This is a genomic window from Pseudomonas borbori, assembly GCF_900115555.1.
In the GTDB taxonomy this organism is placed as follows: domain Bacteria; phylum Pseudomonadota; class Gammaproteobacteria; order Pseudomonadales; family Pseudomonadaceae; genus Aquipseudomonas; species Aquipseudomonas borbori.
Map to the genome: position 1 here is coordinate 41,909 of NZ_FOWX01000003.1, position 24,577 is coordinate 66,485.

General features: G+C 61.1%; 27 protein-coding genes and 2 pseudogenes. 10 read left to right on the forward strand and 19 right to left on the reverse strand.

The features are described 5' to 3' along the window. Window positions 1–16: 16 nt before the first annotated feature. From queC to aspS, 14 genes and pseudogenes are all read right to left on the reverse strand, one after another. Window positions 17–691, reverse strand: a complete 675-nt coding sequence (queC, locus tag BM315_RS02785; protein WP_090497598.1) for a 7-cyano-7-deazaguanine synthase QueC — start codon at window positions 689–691, stop codon at window positions 17–19. A 1-nt stretch (window position 692) separates the two neighbouring features. Then, on the reverse strand, window positions 693–1,340 hold the full coding sequence (gene queE, locus BM315_RS02790; RefSeq protein WP_090497600.1) for a 7-carboxy-7-deazaguanine synthase QueE: 648 nt from the start codon (window positions 1,338–1,340) through the stop codon (window positions 693–695). Window positions 1,341–1,532: 192 nt separating this feature from the next. Next, window positions 1,533–2,354, reverse strand: a complete 822-nt coding sequence (ybgF, locus tag BM315_RS02795; RefSeq protein ID WP_090497602.1) for a tol-pal system protein YbgF — start codon at window positions 2,352–2,354, stop codon at window positions 1,533–1,535. 5 nt (window positions 2,355–2,359) lie between these two features. Next, a complete protein-coding gene (pal, locus tag BM315_RS02800; protein ID WP_090497604.1) occupies window positions 2,360–2,857 on the reverse strand; it encodes a peptidoglycan-associated lipoprotein Pal in 498 nt (165 codons plus the stop codon). Window positions 2,858–2,927: 70 nt separating this feature from the next. Next, window positions 2,928–4,226, reverse strand: a complete 1,299-nt coding sequence (gene tolB / locus BM315_RS02805; protein ID WP_090497606.1) for a Tol-Pal system beta propeller repeat protein TolB — start codon at window positions 4,224–4,226, stop codon at window positions 2,928–2,930. Further along, the gene (tolA, locus tag BM315_RS02810; protein WP_090497608.1) at window positions 4,223–5,179 is read right to left on the reverse strand and encodes a cell envelope integrity protein TolA; all 957 of its coding nucleotides are present in this window, start codon (window positions 5,177–5,179) and stop codon (window positions 4,223–4,225) included. Before tolA ends, tolB begins: the two co-directional genes overlap by 4 nt. Then, window positions 5,179–5,631: a protein TolR gene (gene tolR, locus BM315_RS02815; RefSeq protein WP_090497610.1), complete on the reverse strand. Its 453-nt coding sequence runs from the start codon at window positions 5,629–5,631 to the stop codon at window positions 5,179–5,181. The genes tolA and tolR overlap by 1 nt, the downstream gene beginning before the upstream one ends. 32 nt (window positions 5,632–5,663) lie before the next feature. Then, a complete protein-coding gene (gene tolQ / locus BM315_RS02820) occupies window positions 5,664–6,359 on the reverse strand; it encodes a protein TolQ (protein ID WP_090497612.1) in 696 nt (231 codons plus the stop codon). Continuing rightward, a pseudogene (gene ybgC, locus BM315_RS02825) lies at window positions 6,340–6,814 on the reverse strand (tol-pal system-associated acyl-CoA thioesterase). Before ybgC ends, tolQ begins: the two are co-directional and overlap by 20 nt. 52 nt (window positions 6,815–6,866) lie before the next feature. Then, window positions 6,867–7,919 (reverse strand): Holliday junction branch migration DNA helicase RuvB, encoded by a 1,053-nt coding sequence (ruvB, locus tag BM315_RS02830; protein WP_090497616.1) that lies wholly within the window; start codon window positions 7,917–7,919, stop codon window positions 6,867–6,869. Between the two features lie 6 nt (window positions 7,920–7,925). Beyond that, the gene (gene ruvA, locus BM315_RS02835; RefSeq protein ID WP_090497618.1) at window positions 7,926–8,531 is read right to left on the reverse strand and encodes a Holliday junction branch migration protein RuvA; all 606 of its coding nucleotides are present in this window, start codon (window positions 8,529–8,531) and stop codon (window positions 7,926–7,928) included. 21 nt (window positions 8,532–8,552) lie between these two features. Further along, window positions 8,553–9,077 (reverse strand): crossover junction endodeoxyribonuclease RuvC, encoded by a 525-nt coding sequence (ruvC, locus tag BM315_RS02840; protein ID WP_090497620.1) that lies wholly within the window; start codon window positions 9,075–9,077, stop codon window positions 8,553–8,555. Between the two features lie 350 nt (window positions 9,078–9,427). After that, window positions 9,428–10,174, reverse strand: coding sequence for a YebC/PmpR family DNA-binding transcriptional regulator (locus BM315_RS02845; protein WP_090497622.1), 747 nt, complete (start codon window positions 10,172–10,174; stop codon window positions 9,428–9,430). Between the two features lie 88 nt (window positions 10,175–10,262). After that, window positions 10,263–12,038 carry an aspartate--tRNA ligase gene (gene aspS / locus BM315_RS02850; RefSeq protein WP_090497624.1) on the reverse strand — a complete coding sequence of 592 codons (1,776 nt, stop codon included), beginning with the start codon at window positions 12,036–12,038 and terminating at the stop codon, window positions 10,263–10,265. Between the two features lie 497 nt (window positions 12,039–12,535). On the opposite strand from aspS, the gene BM315_RS02855 reads away from it, so the two are divergent. The 4 genes and pseudogenes from BM315_RS02855 (at window position 12,536) to BM315_RS24610 (ending at window position 15,048) form a co-directional block, all read left to right on the forward strand. Further along, window positions 12,536–13,006 carry a Dps family protein gene (locus BM315_RS02855; protein WP_090497626.1) on the forward strand — a complete coding sequence of 157 codons (471 nt, stop codon included), beginning with the start codon at window positions 12,536–12,538 and terminating at the stop codon, window positions 13,004–13,006. A gap of 207 nt (window positions 13,007–13,213) precedes the next feature. Beyond that, the gene (locus BM315_RS02860; protein ID WP_090497628.1) at window positions 13,214–14,281 is read left to right on the forward strand and encodes a GGDEF domain-containing protein; all 1,068 of its coding nucleotides are present in this window, start codon (window positions 13,214–13,216) and stop codon (window positions 14,279–14,281) included. A gap of 167 nt (window positions 14,282–14,448) precedes the next feature. Further along, a pseudogene (locus tag BM315_RS25230) lies at window positions 14,449–14,769 on the forward strand (cold shock domain-containing protein membrane protein); the annotation flags it as partial. A gap of 57 nt (window positions 14,770–14,826) precedes the next feature. Then, window positions 14,827–15,048 carry a cold-shock protein gene (locus BM315_RS24610; RefSeq protein WP_170862157.1) on the forward strand — a complete coding sequence of 74 codons (222 nt, stop codon included), beginning with the start codon at window positions 14,827–14,829 and terminating at the stop codon, window positions 15,046–15,048. 68 nt (window positions 15,049–15,116) lie between these two features. Here the strand turns inward: BM315_RS24610 and BM315_RS02870 are convergent, their stop codons facing one another. Both BM315_RS02870 and BM315_RS02875 read right to left on the reverse strand, forming a co-directional pair. Beyond that, window positions 15,117–15,323 carry a SlyX family protein gene (locus tag BM315_RS02870; protein ID WP_090497632.1) on the reverse strand — a complete coding sequence of 69 codons (207 nt, stop codon included), beginning with the start codon at window positions 15,321–15,323 and terminating at the stop codon, window positions 15,117–15,119. Between the two features lie 3 nt (window positions 15,324–15,326). Then, entirely contained in the window at window positions 15,327–15,752 is a 426-nt protein-coding gene (locus tag BM315_RS02875; protein WP_090497634.1) for an HIT family protein, read from the reverse strand. Window positions 15,753–16,488: 736 nt separating this feature from the next. Here BM315_RS02875 and BM315_RS02880 point away from each other — a divergent pair. Further along, the gene (locus tag BM315_RS02880; protein ID WP_090497636.1) at window positions 16,489–17,772 is read left to right on the forward strand and encodes an OprD family porin; all 1,284 of its coding nucleotides are present in this window, start codon (window positions 16,489–16,491) and stop codon (window positions 17,770–17,772) included. 97 nt (window positions 17,773–17,869) lie between these two features. On the opposite strand, the gene BM315_RS02885 is transcribed toward BM315_RS02880, so the two are convergent. Continuing rightward, a complete protein-coding gene (locus BM315_RS02885; RefSeq protein WP_090497941.1) occupies window positions 17,870–18,277 on the reverse strand; it encodes a PaaI family thioesterase in 408 nt (135 codons plus the stop codon). Between the two features lie 114 nt (window positions 18,278–18,391). On the opposite strand from BM315_RS02885, the gene BM315_RS02890 reads away from it, so the two are divergent. The 3 genes from BM315_RS02890 to BM315_RS02900 are packed head-to-tail and all read left to right on the forward strand — an operon-like array spanning window position 18,392 to window position 21,666. Further along, window positions 18,392–20,107 carry a proline--tRNA ligase gene (locus BM315_RS02890; protein WP_090497638.1) on the forward strand — a complete coding sequence of 572 codons (1,716 nt, stop codon included), beginning with the start codon at window positions 18,392–18,394 and terminating at the stop codon, window positions 20,105–20,107. 24 nt (window positions 20,108–20,131) lie between these two features. Then, complete coding sequence (locus BM315_RS02895; RefSeq protein WP_090497640.1) at window positions 20,132–21,085, forward strand: hypothetical protein; 954 nt, start codon at window positions 20,132–20,134, stop codon at window positions 21,083–21,085. An 8-nt stretch (window positions 21,086–21,093) separates the two neighbouring features. Next, entirely contained in the window at window positions 21,094–21,666 is a 573-nt protein-coding gene (locus tag BM315_RS02900; RefSeq protein WP_090497642.1) for a transglycosylase SLT domain-containing protein, read from the forward strand. A 175-nt stretch (window positions 21,667–21,841) separates the two neighbouring features. Here BM315_RS02900 and BM315_RS02905 read toward each other — a convergent pair whose 3' ends face one another. Both BM315_RS02905 and BM315_RS02910 read right to left on the reverse strand, forming a co-directional pair. After that, window positions 21,842–22,117, reverse strand: a complete 276-nt coding sequence (locus tag BM315_RS02905; RefSeq protein WP_090497643.1) for an acylphosphatase — start codon at window positions 22,115–22,117, stop codon at window positions 21,842–21,844. A gap of 4 nt (window positions 22,118–22,121) precedes the next feature. Next, window positions 22,122–22,601 carry a TlpA disulfide reductase family protein gene (locus BM315_RS02910; RefSeq protein WP_170862151.1) on the reverse strand — a complete coding sequence of 160 codons (480 nt, stop codon included), beginning with the start codon at window positions 22,599–22,601 and terminating at the stop codon, window positions 22,122–22,124. A 30-nt stretch (window positions 22,602–22,631) separates the two neighbouring features. Between BM315_RS02910 and BM315_RS02915 the strand changes: the two genes are divergently transcribed. Next, on the forward strand, window positions 22,632–24,041 hold the full coding sequence (locus BM315_RS02915; protein WP_090497645.1) for a PilZ domain-containing protein: 1,410 nt from the start codon (window positions 22,632–22,634) through the stop codon (window positions 24,039–24,041). 126 nt (window positions 24,042–24,167) lie between these two features. Continuing rightward, on the forward strand, window positions 24,168–24,560 hold the full coding sequence (locus BM315_RS02920; protein ID WP_090497647.1) for a hypothetical protein: 393 nt from the start codon (window positions 24,168–24,170) through the stop codon (window positions 24,558–24,560). The last annotated feature ends 17 nt before the right edge of the window (window positions 24,561–24,577 follow it).

Genomic DNA, 24,577 nt, shown 5'->3' on the forward strand with positions numbered 1-24,577 from the left:
CACCTGGAGAAAACTTTTAGCGATACCGGGTCGGATCGGCTACGCCCGCCGCGGCAAAACCGGCCGCTCGCAGGCGACAGCTGTCGCATTTGCCGCAGGCACGCCCCTCCTCGTCGGCCTGGTAGCAGGACACCGTCAGGGCGTAATCCACGCCATGACGCAGACCCGCCTGGACGATCTCGGCCTTGCTCATGTTCTGCAGCGGTGCCTGGATACGGAAACCCTGGCCTTCGACCCCGGCCTTGGTCGCCAGGTTGGCCATGCGCTCGAAGGCCGCAATGAACTCGGGCCGGCAATCCGGGTAGCCGGAATAGTCCACCGCATTGACCCCGATGAAGATATCGCGCGCGCCCAGCACCTCGGCCCAGCCCAGGGCCAGGGCGAGGAACACGGTATTGCGCGCCGGCACGTAGGTGACCGGAATGCCTTCGGTGGGGCTTTCCGGCACCGCGATGCTGCTGTCGGTCAGCGCCGAACCGCCGATGCCATCGAGGCTCAGGCCGACCACCTTGTGCTCGACCACCCCCAATTGCCTGGCCACCCGCTCGGCCGCCTGCAATTCGGCGCGATGGCGCTGACCATAATCGAAGCTCATGCTGTAGCAGCTGTAGCCCTCGGCCTTGGCCAGGGCTACCACGGTGGCCGAATCCAGGCCGCCGGAGAGAAGAATGACCGCTTTCTTGTCGCTCATGTCAGTGTCCCGGCTCGTCGTTCCAGAGAATCTTGTGCAGCTGCATTTGCAGGCGCACGGGCAGGTTATCGGCGACTATCCAGTCGGCCAGCAACCGCGCGCTCAACTCATGGTGGCTCGGCGAGAACAGTACCTCGCCGGCGCGCTGGTGCAGACGATACTGGATCAGCTTGGTCACCGCCCAGTCATAGTCTTCGCGCGAGCAAATCACGAACTTGACCTGATCGTTCACCGTCAACAGCTCGATATTCTCGTAGCGATTGCGCGCCACTTCTGCCGAGCCCGGTGTCTTCAGGTCGAGCACCTTGCTCACCCGCGGATCGACCGCCGATACATCCAGCGCGCCACTGGTTTCCAGCGACACCTGGTAGCCGGCATCACACAAGCGCTTGAGCAAAGGGATGCAGTTGGGTTGCGCCAGCGGCTCGCCACCGGTCACACAGATGTAGCGCGGCTGGTAGCCGGCAATCTGTTCGACGATGGCGTCCAGGGACATGACTTCGCCGCCGCTGAAGGCGTAAGCGGTGTCGCAGTACTGGCAGCGCAGGGGGCAGCCGGTCAGGCGAACGAACACGGTCGGCAAGCCGGCGGTGCGCGTCTCGCCCTGCAGCGAGTAGAAAATCTCGGTAATTCGCAGGGTATCTTGCATATCAGCCACGGGCGTGACGGCTAAACAGGCCATCCGCCTCCGTTGCGGGAAAAGGGGCGCGAATTGTATACGAAAAAATTTCCGGGAGAAATTTTTAACGTTGCGTAGCAACGGCCCGAAGGGTGGCCGCCAGGGATGGCGGGGCATAAAAAACCCGCGACAGGCGCGGGCTTCTTGCTCGGCAATACCGCTTTACGGTATCCGCTGCAAATCCCGCTGCGCCAGCTGCGCCGCAGAACTACCCGGATACTTCGCAATCACCTGCTGCAGAATGCCTTTGGCCTTGTCTGCGTTGCCCAGACGCATTTCGACGTCGGCAAGCTTGAACAACGAGTCCGGCACCTTCGCATGCTGCGGATAGGACTGACTGACCTGGGCAAAGGCCTGGCCGGCAGCCTGCAGATCGCCCTGAGCCAGGTTTACCTCACCCAGCCAATACTGGGCATTGCCGGCATATTGGCTGTTCGGGTACTTACGCACAAAGGCGCTGAACGCCTGGCTGGCCTTGGCGAAATCCTTGGCTTTGATCAGATCGAAGGCGGCGTCGTAAAACAGCTTTTCCTTTTCAGGGTCAGCCGGACCATTGTTGGCGGGCGCTTGCGCCTGGCCAGCAGTCGATGCCGGAGTACCGCTGGCGCCAGTAGCGCCACCGGCTGGGGAATTCTGGGTGGCCGCAGCGCCTGCTGCTCCACTGCTCAAACGTCGATCAAGATCCTGGTAACGCTCCAGGCCTTCTTGCTTCAAACGTTGAATTTCATTCTGTTGCTCTTCGAGCATGCCGCGCAGTTGCGCGATTTCCTGCTGCATCTGCTGCAACTGGGTAAACACCATGCCTTGCGCCGAGGTCGGGGCCTCAGCCCCTCCCCCGACGTAGGCGCCGGACGTGCCATAACCAGATGGCGGGTAACTGCTGCTGCCATAATCGGCATTGTTATCCACCACAGGAACCTCGGCCCAAGCCGCGAACGGCAGGCAGAGGGCCAAAACAGTCAAGGCACGACGGCAGGTATGCATGGCTATTACTTACGCAGTTCTACGCGACGGTTCTGAGCCCAGGATTGCTCGTCGTTGCCAGTGGCAATCGCACGCTCTTCACCGTAGGAAACCAGTTCCAGTTGCGCCGGGGAAACACCCTGCAGCACCAGGTAGCGCTGAACGGCTTTCGAACGACGCTCGCCCAGAGCCATGTTGTATTCACGGGTGCCGCGCTCGTCAGCGTGGCCTTCCAGAACGACGCGAGCGCCATTACCCTTCAGGTCTTTAGCGTGAACGTCGAGTGCGCGCATAGCTTCGGCTTTCAGGTCGGAGCTGTCGTATTCGAAGTAGAAAGTGGTGATAGCGCGCAGAGCAGCTTCTTCGCTCAGGCTGCCATCTACGGCGCCAGTGTCGGCACCGTAACCAGCGTTTGGATCTACAGCGCCTTCACCGGCAGCATCGCCGCCTTTGGAGGAACAACCAACAGCAACGGCCAGAGCCAGACCCAGTGCAGCAAATTTGCCAAACTTCAGCATTTCCATCATGTAACTCCTAATGAACCCCAGTGTGTTAAGCAGTATTTCAAAAACAGTCCAACGGTGTAGCGCCGCATCAGTTCAGGTAGGGGGACCAGGAAGGCTCTCGAACTTCGCCTTGAGCGGTAGGAAGAGGGAGCCTCACGCGTCCATTAATGGACGCCAACATCAAGACTCCCCGACCCTGCTGGCGGGTCGCGTAGATTAGCATGGTGCCGTTGGGCGCAACAGTGGGCGACTCATCCAAACTTGTATCTGAAAGGATGCGCAAATTACCCCGCTGCAGGTCCTGCGCCGCTACCTTGAACACGGTGTAACCATCCTGGCGATGGATCATCACCAGGGTCTTCTCATCCGCGGAGAGTTTCGGGTTGGCGTTGTAGTTGCCGACGAAGGTCACCCGCTCCACCGCGCCACTGTTGATGCTGGTCTTGTAGATCTGCGGCTTGCCGGATCGATCCGAGGTGAAGTAGATGGTATTGCCATCCTTGCCCCAGAACGGTTCGGTATCGATCGAGCCCTGATTGGTCACCCGCCGCAACTGCCGCGAGCCCATGTCCATCACATAGATTTCCGGATTGCCATCCTTCGACAGCACGAATGCCAGCCGGCTGCCGTCCGGCGACCAGGACGGCGCGCCGTTGAGGCCGTCGAAATTGGTGATCTGCTCTCGCCGACCGGTGTCGATGTGCTGAACGAAGATACGCGGACGCTTCTGCTCGAACGACACGTAGGCAATGCGCCGACCATCCGGGGCAAAGGACGGCGACAGGATCGGCTCGCGCGATTGCAGCAAGGTCACCGCGCGAGCACCGTCGTAGTCGGAACGCTGCAGGGTATAGCGGGTGTTGTTGACCGAGAAGCGCTCGGCCGTGACATACAGCATGCGCGTGGAAAACGCCCCCTTGACCCCGGTCAGCTTCTCGAACGACAGATCGGCGATATGGTGCGCCATGTCGCGCAACTGGTCGGTTGCGCCGCCCACGCTGCCGGTCAGCACCTGCTGCTGGGTCGCCACGTTGAACAGGGCGAACTGCACCTGCAAACGACCGCCGCTGGGCAGCATGTTGCCAACCAATACATATTGCGCGCCCAGGGCTTGCCAGTCGCGGTAGATGATCTCGCTGGCCTGGGTCGGCAGACTGATCATGTTCTGCCGCGGGATCGGCTCGAACACCCCCGAATTGCGCAGGTCATTGCCGATGATCTCGGCCATGTCCTCCGGCAGCACTGTTCCGCTTTGCCAGCCGAATGGCACGACGGCAATAGGTGTCGCACGGTCGGTACCAGTGCTGATCACCAAAGGATCAGCCGCCTGCACGGAACCGACCAACATGGCCAGACCGAGCAGGACGATACGCATCAGGGTATTCACAGACCTAAATCCTCCGGTTTGAAGACGGCACGTCGCTGCCGGTAAAGTCGATCGAAAGTAGCGCGATCCAATTGTTGCATTTCAGCGATACGGCCAACGTTGCGCACCGCTTGGATGGCGGAGCTGTCGAAAGGCGAATCGCCGCTGGAGCGGGTGACACTGGCGTTGATGATGGTGCCATCGGGCAACATCTCGATCAGCACTTCTACACTCATACCGTTACGCGCCGATGGCGGCCTGCGCCACTGCTCGCTGACCAACTTGACGATCAGATCGTCGAGACTGCCGGCAACCTGGTCGCCCACTTCATCGGCCAGCGCCTGCTGGCGACCGACATCCTCGGACAACAACTCGGCCAATGCGGCGGCCTTCTTGTCTTCAGTGGCCTTGCGCTGAGCCGCCTCGGCGGCCTTTTTCTTCGCATCATCCGCGGCCTTTTTCCTGGCGGCCTCGGCTACGGCTTTTTTCTTCGCCTCCTCGGCGGCTTTCTTCTTGGCGTCTTCGGCCGCTTTCTTCTTCGCCGCTTCATCCGCCGCCTTCTTCTTGGCGATAGCGGCTAGCTTCTTCTGCTCGGCGGCCTTCTTTTCTGCATCGGCCTTCTTCGCCGCATCGGCCTTTCGAGCCTCCTCGGCCTTCTTTTGTTCCGCAGCCTTTGCCGCAACGGCCCGTTTTTCCTGATCGGCCTTTTTCTGCTCGAGTTGTTCGGTCTCATAGATCGGCGCGGTGGTTTTCTTGGTCTCACCGGCGATCTTCTGGTTGGTCTGAGTGGTCGCCTGACTCTGTGATTTCAGTTGATACAGGGTCGCCTGCACGATTGGCCTGGCCGGCGGCAAATCCGGAGCGAAGGCAAAACTGACGAACAGCATGGCGAACATCAGGGCATGCAGCGCCACAGCCCAGAGCACAGGCCAAAACAGGCTTTCCGAAGGTGAAGGTTCGCGTTCCTGGCGCATCAGGGGGCCTCGGTAATCAGCCCGACGTTACCCACGTCGGCCTGCTGCAGGCCACCCATGGCCAGCATCACCGTGCCGTAATCGACCGCTTTGTCACCACGCACGAACACCTGCACCTGCTTGCCCTGGCTGCGGCTCTGGTTGAGGATCGCAGTCACCGCACGGGTCATTTCCTCCAGGGTCATGGCTTGATCCTGCACGGTATCGACATCGACTTCCGTACCCATATTCCAGTAATAGGACTTGTCGGCCTTGATCGAAATGGTCAGCACCTGAGCATTATTATCCTGCGGCAAGACCTCACTGCTGACCTGCGGCAGATCGACCTTGACTCCCTGGTTGAGCATCGGTGCGGTCACCATGAAGATCACCAGCAGTACCAGCATCACGTCGATGTAAGGCACCACGTTCATCTCGGAAACCGGCTTGCGTCTGTTGCGAATTCTGGCCATGGCTTGAAACCTATCTTGAGAGTGCCTAAGGCTTAGTCGTCGCTGGTATGGACTTTACGGTGCAGGATCGCCTGGAACTCGTCGGCGAAGGTGTAATAACGACCGATCAGCATTTCCCCGCGCGCGGAGAAGCGGTTGTAGGCGATTACCGCAGGAATCGCCGCGAACAGACCGATGGCGGTGGCGATCAGCGCCTCGGCGATACCCGGGGCGACGGTGGCCAGGGTCGCTTGCTGCACCTGAGCCAAACCGCGGAAGGAGTTCATGATCCCCCACACGGTACCGAACAGACCGATATAGGGGCTGGTGGAACCGACGGTGGCGAGGAACGGCAGACTCTGTTCGAGCTTCTCTTCCTCGCGCGAAATGGCCACGCGCATGCCGCGCGCCACACCGTCCATCACCGCATCGGGATCGACCCCCTGCTGCTGACGCAGACGGGAGAACTCCTTGAAACCGGCACGAAAGATCTGTTCCAGGCCCGAGTCCGGGTCCGGGTTGCTGCCCGCCTGACGATACAGCTTGGACAGGTCGATACCCGACCAGAAACGCTCCTCGAAGTTGTCCAGGGCGCGTTTGGCGGCGCGCAGCAGGGTGCTGCGCTGGAAAATCATGACCCACGAGGTGACCGAGGCGGCCACCAGCGTCAACATCACCAACTGGACCACCAGACTGGCATTGCTGATCAGACTCCACATCGACATATGGTCAACGGCGTTGGCTTCCACGCTTACTCTCCTGCTCTAGATGTGCCCGCGCCGCCCTGCCCGGCAAAGGCCGTGTGCAGAGTTTGGGGAATGACCCGGGGTTTCAAATTGTCGGCGCGCACACAGGCCACCATAAACTGCCCTTCACAAAGCAGCGCATCATCCGTTGCCCGCCTGACCTGTTGACGAAAACGCAGGCTGGCACGGTTTAATTCGATCACTTCGGCGCTTACCAGTAACTCGTCGTCGAGCCTGGCTGGCGCGTGATAGCGCGCTTCAGCCGAATGCACAACGAACAACAGGCCCTCCTCGGCCAGCGTCGACTGGAGAAAACCCAGATCACGCAGACACTCGGTGCGAGCCCGTTCCATAAATTTGAGGTAATTGACGTAGTAGACGATGCCGCCCGCGTCGGTGTCTTCGAAATAAACCCGACAGCGATGGGTGAACGGTTTAACTCCGTTTTGCGCGTGCATACTCTAGTGCTAGCTCCTGAACTTGCCAATCACTGGCAGCAAGTATTTTTGCTTACTCGCCATCGGCAGCAAACAAGTCGACGGACGGCATATCCCCCATGCGATTCGGCATGTTCAGGCCGAAATGCAGATAGGCATGCCGGGTTACCACGCGCCCACGCGGGGTACGCATGATGTAGCCCTGCTGAATCAGGTAGGGCTCCAGGACATCTTCGATGGTGTGGCGCTCCTCGCTGATCGCCGCAGCCAGGCTGTCGACCCCCACGGGGCCGCCATCGAACTTCTCGATCATGGTCAACAACAGCCGGCGATCCTGGTGATCGAAGCCGCGCTCGTCGACATCCAGCAGGTTCAGCGCCGAGTCGGCAATCTGCCGGGTGATGTCGCCCTGGCCGCGCACCTGGGCGAAATCCCGCACCCGGCGCAGCAGGCGGTTGGCAATGCGCGGCGTACCGCGGGCGCGCCGGGCGATCTCGAAGGCGCCCTGGGCCTCGATCGGCAAGCCGAGAATGCCTGCCGAACGGGTGACGATGGTGGTCAGGTCCTCGGTGCTGTAGAACTCCAGACGCTGGACGATACCGAAACGATCGCGCAACGGGTTGGTCAGCATGCCGGCGCGGGTGGTGGCGCCTACCAGGGTGAAGGCCGGCAAGTCGAGCTTGATCGAACGCGCGGCCGGGCCTTCGCCGATCATGATATCCAGCTGGAAGTCTTCCATCGCCGGGTACAGCACTTCCTCGACGATCGGCGACAGGCGATGGATTTCATCGATGAACAGCACATCGCCCGGCTCGAGATTGGTCAGCAGCGCGGCCAGATCGCCCGGCCGCTCCAGCACCGGGCCGGAGGTGCTCTTGATCGACACGCCCATTTCCTGGGCGATGATATTGGCCAGGGTGGTCTTGCCCAGCCCCGGCGGACCGAAGATCAGGGTGTGATCGAGGGCTTCACTGCGCCCCCTGGCGGCCTGGATAAACAGCTCCATCTGCTCGCGCACGTTCGGCTGGCCGATGTACTCGGCCAGCTTCAACGGCCGAATGGCACGATCCACCTGCTCGTCGCGGTCGCGGCTGGTGGCGGTAATCAGGCGGTCTGCTTCGAGCATCTGGAGTTACACCATTCCCTTCAGGGCACGACGGATCATGTCTTCACTGCTCAACCCATCCTGCTTGATGGCCGAGACGGCACGACTGGCTTCTTGCGGCTTGTAACCGAGGGAAATAAGCGCACTGACTGCATCATTCTCCGCATGTGGGACTGCGCCAGCGCCGCGAGGTTCAACCACCAGGCTCGCCATGCCCGGCACGCCCTCCCAGGCCTTGAAGCGGTCTTTCAATTCAACCAGCAGGCGTTCGGCGGTTTTCTTGCCGACCCCGGGGATTTTCACCAGTACCGAGGTGTCTTGCGCCTGCACGCAACGCACCAACTCATCGACCTCCAACCCGGACATCAGGGCCAGCGCCAGTTTCGGACCGACGCCATTGAGCCGGATCAGTTCGCGAAACAGCTGGCGCTCGCGCTTCTCGAAAAAGCCGTAGAGCAGGTGCGCATCTTCGCGCACCACCAGGTGAGTGTGCAGGGTCAGCGGCTCGCCGACCGCCGGCAAACGGTACAAGGTCGTCATGGGCACTTCCAGCTCGTAGCCCAGGCCATTCACATCCAGAATCAAATGCGGCGGCTGCTTCTCCGCCAGGGTGCCGCATAAACGTCCAATCACCGCTGCTTTCCTTGAATAAGGCTATAACCGAAGGCGGCCGCCGCGCCGCTTGGCAGCGACCAGACCGTGTGGAATCAGGCTTTGCCGGTGATGGGCATGGCACAGCGCAATCGCCAGGGCATCCGAGGCATCGATCTGCGGTTTCTGCACCAGTTTGAGCAAATGCATGACCATCATCTGCACCTGCTCTTTATCGGCCCCCCCGCTGCCAGCAATCGCCTGTTTGACCTGGGTCGCGGTGTACTCGGCGATATCCAGCCCCGCCTCGATCCCCGCCACTATGGCCACGCCACGGGCCTGGCCGAGCTTGAGTGCCGAGTCCGGGTTACGCGCCATGAATACCTGCTCGATGCCCATGGTCACCGGCCCATAGGTCTCGATCACCTCGCGCACGCCACGAAAAACCATCTGCAAACGCTCCGGCATCGAGCCAGTGCCGGTACGAATACAGCCCGAGGCGACATATTCGCAACTGCGCCCGCTATCACGCACCACACCATAACCGGTGATACGCGAACCGGGGTCGATACCGAGGATCAACGTCATGCCCTACCATCCGCCCGAGCTGCCGAGCAAAGCCGGCAACCATACTGTTTATCTATCCAGCTGGCGAGTATAGGGCCGGCCTTCGGTGCCGTCACCCACCTGGCAGCCATAAAAAGGCTATGCACCCGTTAACTGCTGCATCAGAGATAACGTTTTTGTAGGGCGGCCGGGCGGCGTTGCGCTTCATCCGCGAAAATCTTCGAAACACTGACAATGTTTCGCGGCCAAAGTCCCTCCCACGAGGTTGCGATCTGGCTCAACAGATAACGGGGGGCATCGCCATACAAAAACCGGAGGCATGCGGGCAACAGCTCCCCAGCAACTTCCGGTCCTTGGCACCCAACAAGCAATCAACCAAGCTGTTCCATGATCTCGTCGGGGATCTCGGCGTTGTGGTAGACGTTCTGCACGTCGTCGAGGTCTTCCAGCATGTCGATCAGCCTGATCACCTTCTGCGCGGTTTCCAGGTCGCTGACGGGCGCACTGATCGACGGAATCATCGCCACCTCGGCCTCGTCGCCCCTGAACCCGGCATTGTTCAGCGCCTCGTTTACCGCGTGAAAGTCGGCAAAGGCGGTATAGACCTCGACCGAGCCGTCCTCGCCGCCGACCACATCGTCGGCACCGGCTTCCAGCGCAGCCTCCATCAGGGCGTCTTCATCGACCCCCGGGGCATAGCTGATCTGCCCCTTGCGCTCGAACATGTAGGCCACCGAGCCATCGGTGCCCAGATTGCCGCCGCACTTGGTAAAGGCGTGGCGTACTTCGGCGGCGGTGCGATTGCGGTTATCGGTCATGGCCTCGACGAAGATCGCCACGCCACTGGGCGCATAGCCTTCGTAGCTCAGCTCGACCATGTTGTCGGCTTCGTCCGAACCGACGCCACGAGCGATCGCCCGATCGATGGTGTCGCGGGTCATGTTGGCGGTCAGCGCCTTGTCCACGGCCAGGCGCAGACGCGGATTGTCCGCCGGCAGACCACCGCCCTTGGCGGCGACGGTCAGCTCACGAATGAGCTTGGTGAAGATCTTGCCGCGCTTGGCGTCTTGGCGCCCTTTGCGGTGCTTGATGTTGGCCCACTTGGAATGACCAGCCATAACTCACTCCGTTATCACTTCGATCAGGTTTCGTAACACCCATAACGAAGAAGCCTGGCAAACCCAGGCTCCTTGTCGTCGGCAAGGCTTATTCGGCCTTGGGCTGCTCGCGCAGGCGGATGTGCAATTCGCGCAACGCCTTGTTGTCCACCACGCCCGGAGCCTGGGTCATGACGCAGGCCGCGCTCTGGGTTTTCGGGAAGGCGATCACTTCGCGGATCGACTGCGCGCCGGTCATCAGCATCACCAGACGATCCAGACCGAAGGCCAGGCCACCGTGCGGCGGCGCACCGTATTTCAGCGCGTCGAGGAGGAAGCCGAACTTCTCCTGCTGCTCCTCCTCGCCGATGCCGAGCACGCGGAACACCGCCTGCTGCATGCCCCGGTCGTGGATACGGATAGAACCACCGCCCAGCTCGGTGCCGTTGAGCACCATGTCATAGGCACGCGACAGCGCGGCGGCTGGATTGGCCTCCAGCTCGGCGGCACTGCAGCTCGGCGAAGTGAACGGATGGTGCAGCGAGGTCAGGCTGCCGTCGTCGCTTTCCTCGAACATCGGGAAGTCGACTACCCACAGCGGCGCCCATGCGCAGGTCAGCAGCTCGAGGTCGTGACCCAGCTTGATGCGCAGCGCGCCCAGGGCCTCGCTGACGATCTTGGCCTTGTCGGCGCCGAAGAACACGATATCGCCGTCGACCGCACCGACCCGATCGAGGATCACGTTGAGGTTGTCCAGCGGGATGTTCTTGACGATCGGCGACTGCAGGCCTTCGACGCCATTGGCCCGCTGGTTGACCTTGATATAGGCCAGGCCGCGAGCACCGTAGATGCCGACGAACTTGGTGTAATCGTCGATCTGCTTGCGCGGCATGCTCGCCCCGCCCGGCACGCGCAGCGCGGCGACGCGGCAGTTCGGATCGTTGGCCGGACCGCTGAACACCTTGAAGTCGACATCCTTGAGCTGATCGGCCACATCCACCAGTTCCAGCGGGATGCGCAGGTCCGGCTTGTCCGAACCATAGCGGCGCATGGCCTCGGCGAAGGTCATGTGCGGGAAGTCGGCGAACTCCACGTCCAGCACTTCGCGAAACAGCTGGCGGATCATCTTCTCGGTGATGCCCATGATGTCGTTTTCATCGAGGAAGCTGGTCTCGATGTCGATCTGGGTGAACTCCGGCTGACGGTCTGCGCGCAGGTCCTCGTCGCGGAAGCACTTGGCGATCTGGTAGTAACGGTCGAAGCCGGCCACCATCAGCAGTTGTTTGAACAGCTGCGGCGACTGCGGCAGGGCGAAGAAGCTGCCGGCATGGGTGCGGCTCGGCACCAGGTAGTCGCGCGCGCCTTCCGGGGTGGCGCGGGTGAGGATCGGCGTTTCCACGTCGAGGAAGCCGTTGTCGTCCAGGTAGCGACGGATGCTGGTGGTGATGCTCGAGCGCAGCTTCAACTTGGCCGCCATTTCCGGGCGACGCAGGTCGATGAAGCGGTAACGCAGGCGGGTTTCCTCGCCGACATCGGAGTATTCGTTGAGCGGGAACGGCGGGGTCTCCGCCTCGTTGAGCACTTCCAACTCATAACCCAGCACCTCGATGGCGCCGCTGGCCATGTTGGCATTGCGCGCACCGTCCGGACGCAGGCGCACCTTGCCGGTGATCTTCACCACATATTCGCTGCGCACCTTGTCGGCGACGGCAAAGGTCTCGGCGCGATCGGGATCGAACACCACCTGGGCCAGACCTTCGCGGTCACGGATGTCGAGGAAGATCACCCCGCCATGGTCACGGCGGCGATGGACCCAACCGCAAAGGGTGACTTCCTGGCCGTCCAGGCTCTCGTTCAGTTGGCCGCAATAATGGCTGCGCATCATGGTGGTAGTCGCTTCTCTTGAGTCTTGAATTCGTTGGACCGCGTGGAGTGCGGCGCGCTTGTCCGGGCCCATGCCTGTCGGCAGGTTCACGCGGCATTTTCTGCAATTGCAGCATTCGGCGGGGCCAGCAATCGACCAACGGCGCACTTGCGCCAGACCGCCCTCAACCCGCGCTTCGCGGCAAAGCGCGGGATTATATATGGTTAAGCCGTCACTTGCAGCCGCCAGCCCACGCGCTTTTGTCCAGCCACACAGGCTCAGAGGCCGTGGAAATATCGGGAGCCATCACGAGGCCGCCTCCAGAGGGTCGCGGAGCAAACGCCCCCCATCAGCCCCACCAAGTCACCCGCAGCAGACAACCATGCCGACCAAGAATCCCATAGCATCAAACAATGACGCTTATTGACATAAGCCGAGATCAAGCATGCAGCCCCTATGCTAGGCTCTGCCCACTGCGGAGCCAGACAAGCTCCGGCCCACTTGAAAGGAGAAATGGTATGGAAATCAATATCGGAATCGCTGAACAGGATCGCGCCGCCATCGCCGAAGGCCTATCCCGCCTGCTCGCCGACACTTACACCCTGTACCTGAAAACCCACAACTTCCATTGGAACGTCACCGGCCCGATGTTCAACACCCTGCACCTGATGTTCGAAGGGCAATACACCGAACTGGCATTGGCGGTCGACCAGATCGCCGAACGCATCCGCGCCCTCGGCTTCCCGGCCCCCGGCAGCTACGCGGCCTACGCGCGCCTGTCCTCGATCAAGGAAGAAGAAGGCGTACCCAGCGCTGCCGACATGATCAAACAACTGGTTCAGGGTCAGGAGGCGGTGATCCGCACGGCGCGCGGGATCTTCCCCTTGCTCGACAAGGTCAGCGACGAACCCACCGCAGACGTCCTGACCCAGCGCATGCAAGTGCATGAAAAAACCGCCTGGATGCTGCGCAGCCTGCTCGACGCCTGACAGATCAGCGAGCGCAAAGCGCCAACAGGCCGTTGAAAAATGCGACAGCGCTTCGACGGTCTGACAACCGATTGAAACCAGCAGCAGGCAAAGCCCCCAATCACCCTGGCCTTTACCTGAAACTGGCAACTCTGAGAAATGCGCCTAGGCGCAGGACCACTCCCTGCTCTATGCTTCAGCCATTCGCAACTTGCCACAGTGACGCGCATGAGCAAGCCAAACAAAACCCCCAGCATTGTTGAGCGCTACCCGGAAGACACGCGCGAGGCAGCCGCCCTGCTGAAGCAGGCCGTGCCCTTGATGATGCGTCACGGCATCCCCCCCAACCCGCTGCACTACGCTCTTTGGTACACCTACAGCAAAGGCCAGGAGCCGGACCTCAATCGCCGCCTGGACAAGATCGTCACAGACTTCGACAGCTTTCCAGCGGAAGCAGCCACCAAACTGTTCCGCGACTACATCATTCGCCACGAACTCGAAGAAGCCCGCGCTGGCCAGCAACAAGTCATCGAACTGGTTGACGGCATCGAAGACGATGTTTCGCTCAGCGTGGCCGGCAGCCACAACTACCAAGTCAGCCTGCAACAGGGCCTCGCCGCCCTGCAAGAGCCGATCATCGACGATCTGCCCAACGTATTGAACGACCTGCAACAAAGCACCCAACTGATGCAGGATCAGCAAGAGAAATTTCTCTACCGCATACGTGCAGCGCAGAACGAGATCCAGCACCTGCGCGGCCAACTGGAACGCGCCCACGTCGCGGCAACCCTCGACAGCCTGACCCAGGTCTTCAACCGGCACGCCTTTACCCGCCTACTGGAACAGGCGCTCGCCGGCGAGCACAAGGGCGTAGCCCTGGTGATGCTGGATATCGACCACTTCAAGCAGTTCAACGACCAATACGGCCACCCACTGGGTGACCGGGTTCTGCAGCATGTCGGCCAACTACTGCGCGACGCCCTGCCACCGCGCGCCACTGCCGCACGCTACGGCGGCGAAGAGTTCTGCGTAATTCTTCGCGAGTGCTTCGACAGCCATAGCGCACACGCTTTCGCCGAAAGCCTGCGCATGAAAATCCAGTCACTGCGCATCAAAGTACGCCGCACCGACCAGGTGCTGGACAGCATCAGCGCCTCCTTCGGCTTCGCCCTGGCCAGACCTGGCGACAACCTGGAAAGCCTGCTTACCCGCGCCGACGACGCGCTTTACCAGGCCAAACACAACGGCCGCAATCAGGTCCACCCCGAATCCCGCGAAAGCGCCATAAGCGCTTGATTTGAGTAGCTCACCTCTTTGCTGTTAAATACGCCCCGTGCCGCTGCTCCGAGTCATGGATCAGCGCATAGGCCGATCACACGCGCATCCACAACGCCCTCAACTCAAGGCAATGCCCGTGCAACCGGCTCATCCTGGCGATCCTTTAATAAGTGAGCTCATTGAATATGTTGAAAATCGTCCACCTGCTAACGGGCCTCACCGCCCTGCTACTGTCCTTTGTGCCAAGCCTCAGCAATACCACCCTGCCATTCCTACAACAGCCAGAGGCTCTGAGCCTTGCCTCGTTCGGCCTACTCAACCTGATCCTGGCACCGCAACTGCCTATCTGGCATTCGGGCCTGCGCCATCAACTGCAAAACCTGGTTTCTGCCCTGTTGATCCTGGGCACACTGCTGCAAGCCTTGATTCTGCTGGCCCCGTTACCAACGATCGCCGACCTGCCCGCCACCCTGTTCAGCCTGCTCACCGTGCTGGCCGCCGTACTGCTGCACCTGGCGACCAACCTGCGCCTGAAAGTCCGTGACAGCGCAGCACCACAGAACATGACCGACCGGGAAACCGGCACAGTCAAATGGTTCAACACCTCCAAAGGCTTCGGCTTCATTTCCCGCGACTCGGGTGACGATATCTTCGTGCACTTTCGCGCAATCCGCGGCGAGGGCCATCGGGTCCTGGTCGAAGGCCAGCGCGTCGAATTCTCCGTCATGCAGCGCGACAAGGGCCTGCAAGCGGAAGACGTGATTGCCTCCCCCGCCCGACGCTAGCCCCGACGCCAAACAGAAAAGCCCGCAAAATGCGGGCTTTTCTGTTTATACGACATCGCCAGCCACCATCAATAGTGAGGGGGTGGCACCTCATCTTCCGCAGCATCGAGCCGGCCACCTATTTCCTCCTGGCGCCTGGCCAGAGCCGCGACCTGCAACTGCAAGCGCTCCAACTCCCGCTGCTGAGTCACCAGCACATCGTTGAGCGCCTGAATGGTGTCATCCTGGAAAGCCAAACGGCTTTCCAGATCGGTAATTCGCTGCTCCGCATTCATCCCTCAATCCTCGATAAAACAGAAATTTTCAGCCAATACCAGGCGCAACCTGTCCTTGATCGCCAGCACCTGCTCATCGCCATACGGCTGCGCAGGCAGTCTTCCCCACACCGGCGCCGGCCAGGCCGGATCGTCACGCCGCCGCGCGATCACATGCACATGCAGTTGACTGACCACATTACCCAGGGTGGCAATGTTCATTTTGTCGGCGCCAAAGGCATCCTTGAGCGTCTCGGCCAGCATCGTGGCTTCTTGCCACAAGGCCTGCTGATCAAGGCCATCGAGCTGAAACAGCTCACTCACCTCCTCGCGCCTGGGCACCAGGATGAACCAGGGATAATTGGCATCATTCATCAACAACAAACGACACAGCGGAAAATCCCCCACCGGCAGAGTGTCCTGCTGCAAACGCGAATCCAGAACGAACATAGGCACCCTCCTGCCAGACCATTGAATAGACAAAGCTTAGTGCCGATAGCGCAAACCCGACATGCCAAGCGACGGACCGGCAGCATACGCGGGAGCCGCAACGGATTCACCTCTACGCCCCAGCAGCCACCCCACACAGGCCAGCCATGCACGAGTACGGCGCAACAAGCCACGCACCATTCTCGCGCACGGTTTGTTTCCTAGCGTAATGGCAACCCCCACAAGCGTTACCACGACAACCGAACGCCCCAGCCGAACGCCGCAAATACACATCGAGAGGCCTGTGTCACCAGCAATTTTCCCGCATACTTCATCCGTCATGACATGGCTGTAACCCCCATGAAATCTGGCGACAACTCCTTTACAATGCGCACCAGAAGAAGCCGGCCCCTGCAAAAGCTCACCCCATGATCAAAGCTCGGCACCTTGAGCACGACTTTTGCTTTAAGCTACCGCGACGCCCGGGATACCGGGTCGCCAAGCTTCAAAACCCGGTTGCCAGCAACCAAAATTGCAGAATTCGTCGACGCTGCAAAACACACGCAGGAATCTACAGAATTGCGACATGTTTTATCGGATTTTGCGACATGACCGTGAACAAAGCGCAAGGAACAGATTGCAACTATCGCCAACTTTGGCTGCGTGCTATAAGTTAGCGCCGACACAAAAAGAAAGAGCTGTCCATATAACAAACAGTCGGACAGCGCAACTCTTCTAAACCAAAGGAGCAATCACGATGCAAGTGATGAAGTGGAGCGTAATCGCCCTCGCAGTAGCAGCGGGCAGTACCCAAATGGCAGTGGCCTCCAGCCAGTCCGAGTCCAAGGGCTTTCTGGAAGACAGCACTTTCAATATTTTCAATCGCATCCTGTATCACAACCGCGATTTCCGTAACGGTGCCAGCAACGGCGCCAGCACTTCCGCCAACCCTGCGGGCTATCGTGAAGAGACTGGCCTGGGCATCCGCCTGCTGGCTGAATCCGGCTTCACCCAAGGCACCGTTGGTGTCGGCGTAGACGCCCACTCCCTGTCCAGCATCAAGCTGGACAGCGGTCGCGGTCGTTTCGGTACCGGCCAGTTCGACCAGACCGATGACGGTCGCGGTGACGACACCCAGACCGAAGTGGGCGGCGCAATCAAGTTCCGCGTATCGGACACCGTACTGAAGTACGGCAACCAGTTCACTGCCAGCCCGGTCTTCAGCACCGACGACAGCCGCATCCTGCCTGAAGTTGCCACCGGCACCCTGCTGACCAGCAATGAGATCGAAGGCCTGGAACTGTCCGCTGGCCGCTTCACTGCCATGAGCAGCCAGACCAGCACCGATCGCGACACCTTTGCCTTGTCGTCCGCCAACATCGTTGGTGTCAGCTACAGCTTCACCGACAACTTCAGCGCCGCCATCCACGCCTCCGACGTCGAAGACCATTTCAAGAAGACTTACGTCAACCTGAACTACAACCTGCCCCTGGGTGAAGATCAAGCACTGAACTTCGACCTCAACGGCTACAGAACCAACGACGATGGCCAGAAGCTCTCGGGCGACGTTGACAACAAGATCTGGAGCCTGGCAGCAGCCTACTCCCTGGGCGCTCACACCTTCACTTTGGCCCACCAGCGCTCCTCCGGTGATACCGCCTACGCCTATGGCGTCGATGGCGGCGGCACCGTCTGGCTGGCCAACTCGGTTCAGTTCTCCGACTTCGACCGCGCGGACGAGGAATCCTGGCAGGCTCGCTATGACCTGAACATGGCCACCTACGGCGTACCGGGCCTGAGCTTCATGACCCGCTACATCTACGGCGACAACATCGACACCGGCGTAGTCGGCGCCGACGAAGGTAAAGAGCACGAGTTCAACTTCGAAACCAAGTATGTGATCCAGGAAGGTGCCGCAAAAGACCTGTCGTTCCGCATTCGCAACTCCATCTGGCGCGCCAACAGTGCCATGAATGACCACTACAGTGCGGACTTGAACGACTTCCGCCTGATCGTCGAATACCCGCTGAGCGTGTTGTAATTCAGCTGTAATTCGTTAGCAATACGAAAAAGCCCGGCTTCTGCCGGGCTTTTTCTTGCCTGCACTTACATATTGATCACTATTTAACCAACCACCATCAAAGTGGCAAGGCGTAAGTTCCGGTGACATGCGCCACCAACTCTTCTGCATTGCCCAGCGAATACAACGACACTTCGCACACTGCCTGGCGCCGACTCAAACGTAATATTCGCGCCTCGGCCAACAAGTCCACCGGCCTGGGCTTGACCAGGAAGTTGATATTCAAATTGGAGGTCACCGCCATTTCCACGCGACCCAACCGCCCCAGCACCACCGCATACATGGCCGCGTCCGCCAGCGCCATGATGGTCGGCCCGGACAGGGTGCCACCGGGGCGCACCAACTTGGCATGAAAAGGCACCCGCGCGAGCACCCCCTGCGCATCCAGCCGGTCGATGCACAGCTCGATGTCCTCGGCCATGGGCAAACCCGCCCGGATCAGCGCCTGAACCTGTTCCGCCGTCAATACCGTCACACCCGCCTCCTCCTGAACCGCCTGCCTGCATCCTGTACGCCACAGTACAGGCACCGTACAATGCCGACCTATCAAAAGCCCTTGCAACCGACAAAACGGCCAATTATGCGCACCAGTCAGTTCCTGCTCTCGACCCTCAAAGAAACCCCGTCCGATGCCGTGGTGATCAGCCACCAGCTGATGCTGCGCGCCGGCATGATCCGCAAGCTCGCCTCGGGCCTGTATACCTGGCTGCCGATGGGGCTGCGCGTGATGCGCAAGGTGGAAGCCATCGTCCGCGAGGAGATGAACGCCGCCGGCGCCCTCGAGGTGCTGATGCCGGCAATCCAGCCCGCCGAGTTGTGGCAGGAGTCGGGCCGCTGGGAGCAATACGGCCCCGAGCTGCTGCGCCTGAAGGACCGTCACGGCCGCGAGTTCTGCGTCGGCCCGACCCACGAAGAAGTGATCACCGATCTGGCGCGCAACGAATTGAGCAGCTACAAGCAGTTACCGCTCAACCTGTACCAGATCCAGACCAAGTTCCGCGACGAGATCCGCCCGCGCTTCGGCCTGATGCGCGGCCGTGAGTTCATCATGAAGGACGCCTACTCCTTCCATGTCGACCAGGCGTCGCTGCAAGCGACCTATGACCGCATGCACCAGGCCTACTGCAACATATTCACCCGCCTGGGCCTGAATTTCCGTCCGGTGCAGGCCGATACCGGTTCGATCGGCGGCACCGGCTCCCATGAGTTCCACGTCCTGGCCGAATCCGGCGAAGACGATATCGCCTTCAGCGACAGCTCCGACTACGCCGCCAATATCGAGAAGGCCGAAGCCATTCCGCGCGAAACCGTGCGCGGCGCAGCGAGCGAAGCCTTGCGCCTGATCGAGACCCCGAACACCAAGACCATCGCCGACCTGGTGGAGGGTTTCGACCTGCCCATCGAAAAAACCATCAAGACCCTGGTGGTGCATGGCGCCGAAGCCGGCACCCTGATCGCCCTGATCATCCGTGGCGACCACGAACTGAACGAGATCAAGGCAGCCAACCTGGAGCAGGTGGCCAGTCCGCTGGTCATGGCCTCGGAAGCCGAGCTGCGCGACGCCATCGGCGCCGGTGCCGGCTCCCTCGGCCCGCTGAATCTGCCACTGCCATGCATCGTCGATCGCTCGGTCGCCCTGATGAGCGATTTCGCCATCGGCGCCAATATCGACGACAAGCACTACTTTGGCGTGAACTGGGAGCGCGACCTGCCCCTGCCGATGGTCGCCGACCTGCGCAACGTGGTCGCTGGCGACCCGAGCCCGGACGGCCAGGGCACGCTGGAGATCAAGCGCGGCATCGAAGTCGGGCACATCTTCCAGCTGGGCAGCAAATACAGCGAAGCGCTGAACTGCACCGTGATGGGCGAGAATGGCAAGCCGACGACCCTGACCATGGGCTGCTACGGCATCGGCGTATCGCGCGTGGTTGCCGCCGCCATCGAGCAGAATAACGACGAGCGCGGCATTCTCTGGAACGACACCTTGGCGCCGTTCCAGATCGCCCTGGTGCCGTTGCGCTATGAAACCGACGCCGTACGGGAAACCACCGACCGACTCTATGCCGACCTGACAGCTGCCGGCTTCGAAGTGCTGCTCGATGACCGTGACAAAAAGACCAGTCCGGGCATCAAATTCGCAGACATGGAGTTGATCGGCATCCCGCACCGTATCGTGATCAGCGATCGCGGCCTGGCCGAAGGCAATCTGGAATACAAGAGCCGCCAGGAAACCGAGGCTCAGGTGGTTGCCGTCGCCGACATCATGTCCTTCATCCACGCACGTATCCGCCGCTGATTTCAGCCTTTTATAAGAGCCGTCATGTTCAAACGAAGCACCCCAGGCCTTGTCGGCGCCGCACTCTGCGGCGCCCTCTTTTTGAGTGGCTGCGCCAACCAGTTGCCGCAACGCAGCGAACATGAGGAGCGCGTCGAGCGCAAACTGCTGGATCACAGCCTGCAAATCGACATCGGCGAGCCGCGCGTACTGGAACTGCCGCAACGACGGGTGCGGGTGCACGAACAGAAGACCTTCGAGGTGACCGCCTTCGAGGTCAGCCGTCGCTACGACCGCTACACGCCTTACCAACCCTGGCGCGAACTCTACGAAGTACCGCTGGGCGCAGTTGCCGTAATCGCCGGCATCGGCGCCAACGCACTCAACGTGGTGCTGCTCGGCAGGCTGCCGGACAGCGCCACCAAAGACTGGATCAGCTATGGCTTCGCCGGGCTCAATCCGCTCATGAACGTCGAGTCCAACGGACGCTCGCAGCAGAACCTCGCCAGCCTCGACGAGCAACGCCAGGACGCCCGCATGGAATACTCCAGCCTGCCCTGGGCCGAGCGCTCGGTACGGGTCAAAGCCAACGAACAAACCCATGAGCTGCTGACCGACCGCAATGGCGTTCTACGCCTCAACCTGCTCGACAGTCCCTTTGCCGAGCAGGATGTCAGCCGCATCGGCACCTTGCAGCTGAGCGTCGAAGACCCGCAAGGCTCGACCCGGGCGGATGCCGCCTTATTGGTCAGCCGCACCTTGCGCGGCAAGCTGCAGGAAGCGCATAAGCTGATCTACGATGATCTGGAAGACGACGAGGTCGAACAGTGGGTGCACCGGGTCAAGCGCTTGTCCGAGCTGGGCCTGGAGGAAGAAGCCAGCGAGCTAGAACAGAGCCTGATCGAACTGACCCGCAACGACCCCGAACTGCAGGAAAGCTTCCTGCTGGCCCTGATGCGCGATGCCGGGCGCCTGGTTGCCGACCCCGGCAACGACTGAACGCGAGCATGGCCTTGCGCCTGTGCCTGACCCTGCTGCTGACGCTGCTGTGCCTGCCCGGCCATGCCAGCCTGCGCCAGGCACCCGAGCCGGAACTGCGTACGCTGCTGCAGCGCACGGTAGCCGAGGCCGACAGTTTCCAGGACCGCTTCGATGCCGAGGTCTGGCTGCTGGACATGTCGACCCGCCTGACCCGCTACATCCCTGCCGCCGAAGAACGTCTGAGCCTGCTCCGGCTGGTGCACCGCGAAGCCAGCAAGGCCGGCTTGCGCCCCGACCTGGTTCTGGCCCTGATCCACACGGAAAGCCATTTCGACCGCTTCGCCATTTCCTCGGCCGGCGCCCAGGGCATGATGCAGGTGATGCCTTTCTGGAAAGCCGAACTCGGTCGCCCGCAGGACAACCTCACCGATAACGCCACCAATCTGCGCTACGGCTGCACCATCCTCAGCTTCTATCTGCGCAAAGAGAACGGCAACCTGAGCCGCGCCCTGGCGCGCTACAACGGCAGCCTCGGCAAACAGGCCTATCCGGCCAAGGTCATCGGTTTCTGGCACGACTTCTGGTACGTCAAGCCGTGATTCGCGGATGGCTGGACCCATCCGGGAAATCCCAAGTTCATGTGCAAGGTCTGTCGCATCGTAGGGTGGATCGGGGCGCGTAGCTGACGTTTTACCCATCTACCAACGGCGATGGCAGCGAATGAATAAGGCGTCATCCACCCACAGCTCTCGTAGCCCAGGCCACTTTAAGCCATCAGCGCCGCACGATGAACCCAGTGATCCCTTGCAACGCCTGTTCCTCCAGCGCGAGCGCGGTGACCTTGGCCTTCGCCGGCCCTTGTTCCAGCCAGGCGGCCAGTTCGCGCACCGCGGGCTCCTCACCTTCGAGCAACACCTCGACGCGACCGTCGCCGAGGTTACGCACCCAGCCATCCACATCCAGGCGTTCGGCTTGTTCGGCAGTGGCCTGGCGGAAGAACACCCCCTGCACCCGACCACTGACATAGCCATGTAAACAGATTCGCTGCATGCCACTACCCTCCAGTCCGCAAGGCCTGCACCCGCGCGGCCAAGCCGGCCGCCGTCTGCTCGCCGAGCAAGCGCTCGCGCATCTGCCCCTGGTCATCGACGATATAGGTGACCGGCAACACGGCACTGGGCGGTAGCCCATAGCGCGCGCCCGGGTCTTGCTCGAGCACGGTGAATTCGATCCCCATCGCCTGCGACGCCTTGGTCAATTCCGCACCCTGCAGGCCATCGAAATTTACCCCCAACACGCTCACCGATTGCGCCTCGAGCTGCACGGCGAGGGCATTCAGTTGGGGAATTTCGCTACGGCAGGGTGCACACCACTCGGCCCAGTAATTAATCACCAACCACTGGCCTTCCAGACGCTCAGCCGGTACCTTTCGTCCATGCTGATCGACGCCGATATCTTCGGCGCAACCAGCCAGGATCAAGCCGGCGCAAACTCCCATCACCGTACGAATCACGACCCGGAATCGCGTTCCCATGCATTCGCTCCTCGTCCACATTGGGTTGATATGACGCTAGATGCCTTGCGCCTTGAAGTGCCGGACATCCTCGAAGAAGACGCGGCGCCTTTGGCCGACCTCAACGAGCGGTTAGCCCAAGCTCGTTCGCTGCCGCATGAAGATGCACTGCAACAGCTGCTCGGCCTGCTGTTCAGGCTCAACCGCAATGCCATGACCTTACTCGAAAGGCAGCGTGCGCTGCAAAACTGCAGCGACGAATATCGCCACTATGCCGCGGTCTACCTTGAAGGCAAGCTCCCGTCGCCGCTGTTCGTGCGTCTGTGCAACGAGCTGGCTATCGGCTTCAAACGCCTGCTGCTGCAGATACTCAAAGGCCGGCAACCCTCGCGTCCGCATTTGGCCTGGTGCCTGTACATGGCCCAGCATTTCCTCGCGCATAGCCTGTTGCGCCACTACCAGTTGTATCAGGAGCCGCCACCCAGCCTGTGGCGCGACAGTCATCTGCTGTACTGGATCGGCGAACACCAGGAGTGCCTGGACGAGCCGGTCGCAGCCGCCTTCCAGCCAGCACCGGCGAGCACCTTGCGCGGTCTTTATCAGCAGATGCTGCTGCTCGCCCTGAGCAACCCCTTTCACCTTGCCGAAGGCGAATGTCCCCAATTGTTTGGCGCCCTCGCCCCCCTGGCAGGCTTGGCGCGCTTGCTGCCCTGGGATGACGAGGGCGACAGCGAAGCGCCGATCGTCGACCTGACCGAGTCGCAGCCTTGTCTCGGCTATGCGCAACAACCCGACGGCAGCCGCGACGTCCTGCGGCGTTTCGAGCTGGGCGCCTTGCTGGTCGCCCTGCATGATCCAGCTCCACTGCAAAGTGCCCACGAGCGGCAACTGCTCGAGCGCGTTCAGCACCACTGGATGGGCCAGCAACAACGCCGCCACCCACGCGAAGAGTTTGATGTGGCCTGCAACCTGCTGGTTGGCTTGCCCGCCATCCACGCCCAACTGCTGGAGCAGCGGCCTTGCTCCTCGCCAGCCCAGATGCTCGATGCCAGTACCGGCGGCGCGCGCCTGCTGTGTCACCCGGATCAGGCGGCGCAGGTAGCAGTGGGGCAACTGGTGCTCTTGCTGACCGGCAGCGCGACACCGCGCCTGGCACTGGTGCGCTGGCGCCATCTCAATATCGAAGGGCTGCACCTCGGTTTGCACTACCTGAAAGGCCTGGCGAAACCGGTCTGGCTGCGCCGCGCCCCCAGCGCACAAACTCACTCAGGTATTTTGCAGAGCACGCCAACACCCGGCAATGGCTGGCTTCACGGCCTGTGGCTACCCAATGGGGAATTCGGCGAAGGGGAAAACCTCTGGCTGCAACAGGCCAATGTGCATAACCAGGTGATCATGCCGCTCCCGCCGGCCAACCTCAGCACCGCCTCGGTCACGCGCCACCCACTGCAACTGGCCTGAGCGACAGGAACTGCGAGACGGATCACAGCGAGCAGTGGTCGAGCGCACAGTTTGCTCGGCAGCCCCCTGCCTATAATTCGCTGCCATCGCCTCGATACACTCCGTTATAAGCCTGGGAACAGCGCAATGACCAACGCCCACGACAAGTTGATCGGCCCTGTGCCATTGCGCATCGTCGATGCCGCCCGCCTGTTGGTCACGCCCTACGAAGGACGTGTAGCCGAATACAACATCGCCACCTGGCTGCAATTGCCGGGGCTGGCCAATCTGCCGGTATCCTTGCTGGTCAGCTACCGTGATGGCGACAGGCGCCGCGAGGTCAGCGTGGATCACGGCAAAGTCAGCCCACACGACAAGATCCTGCTGTCCGGGGTCGCCAGACTCCCGGTCAAACAGAAGATCGAAGATATGCAGATACGCCTGCGCTCTGCGGTGCCGGCGACTACCCTGGTGGTCGAAGAGCTGTTTATCCAGGCGGTCGACGCGACTCGCCAAGACAGGCATCAAGCTTTAGCCTGAGCCTGCAGATCGCCAAA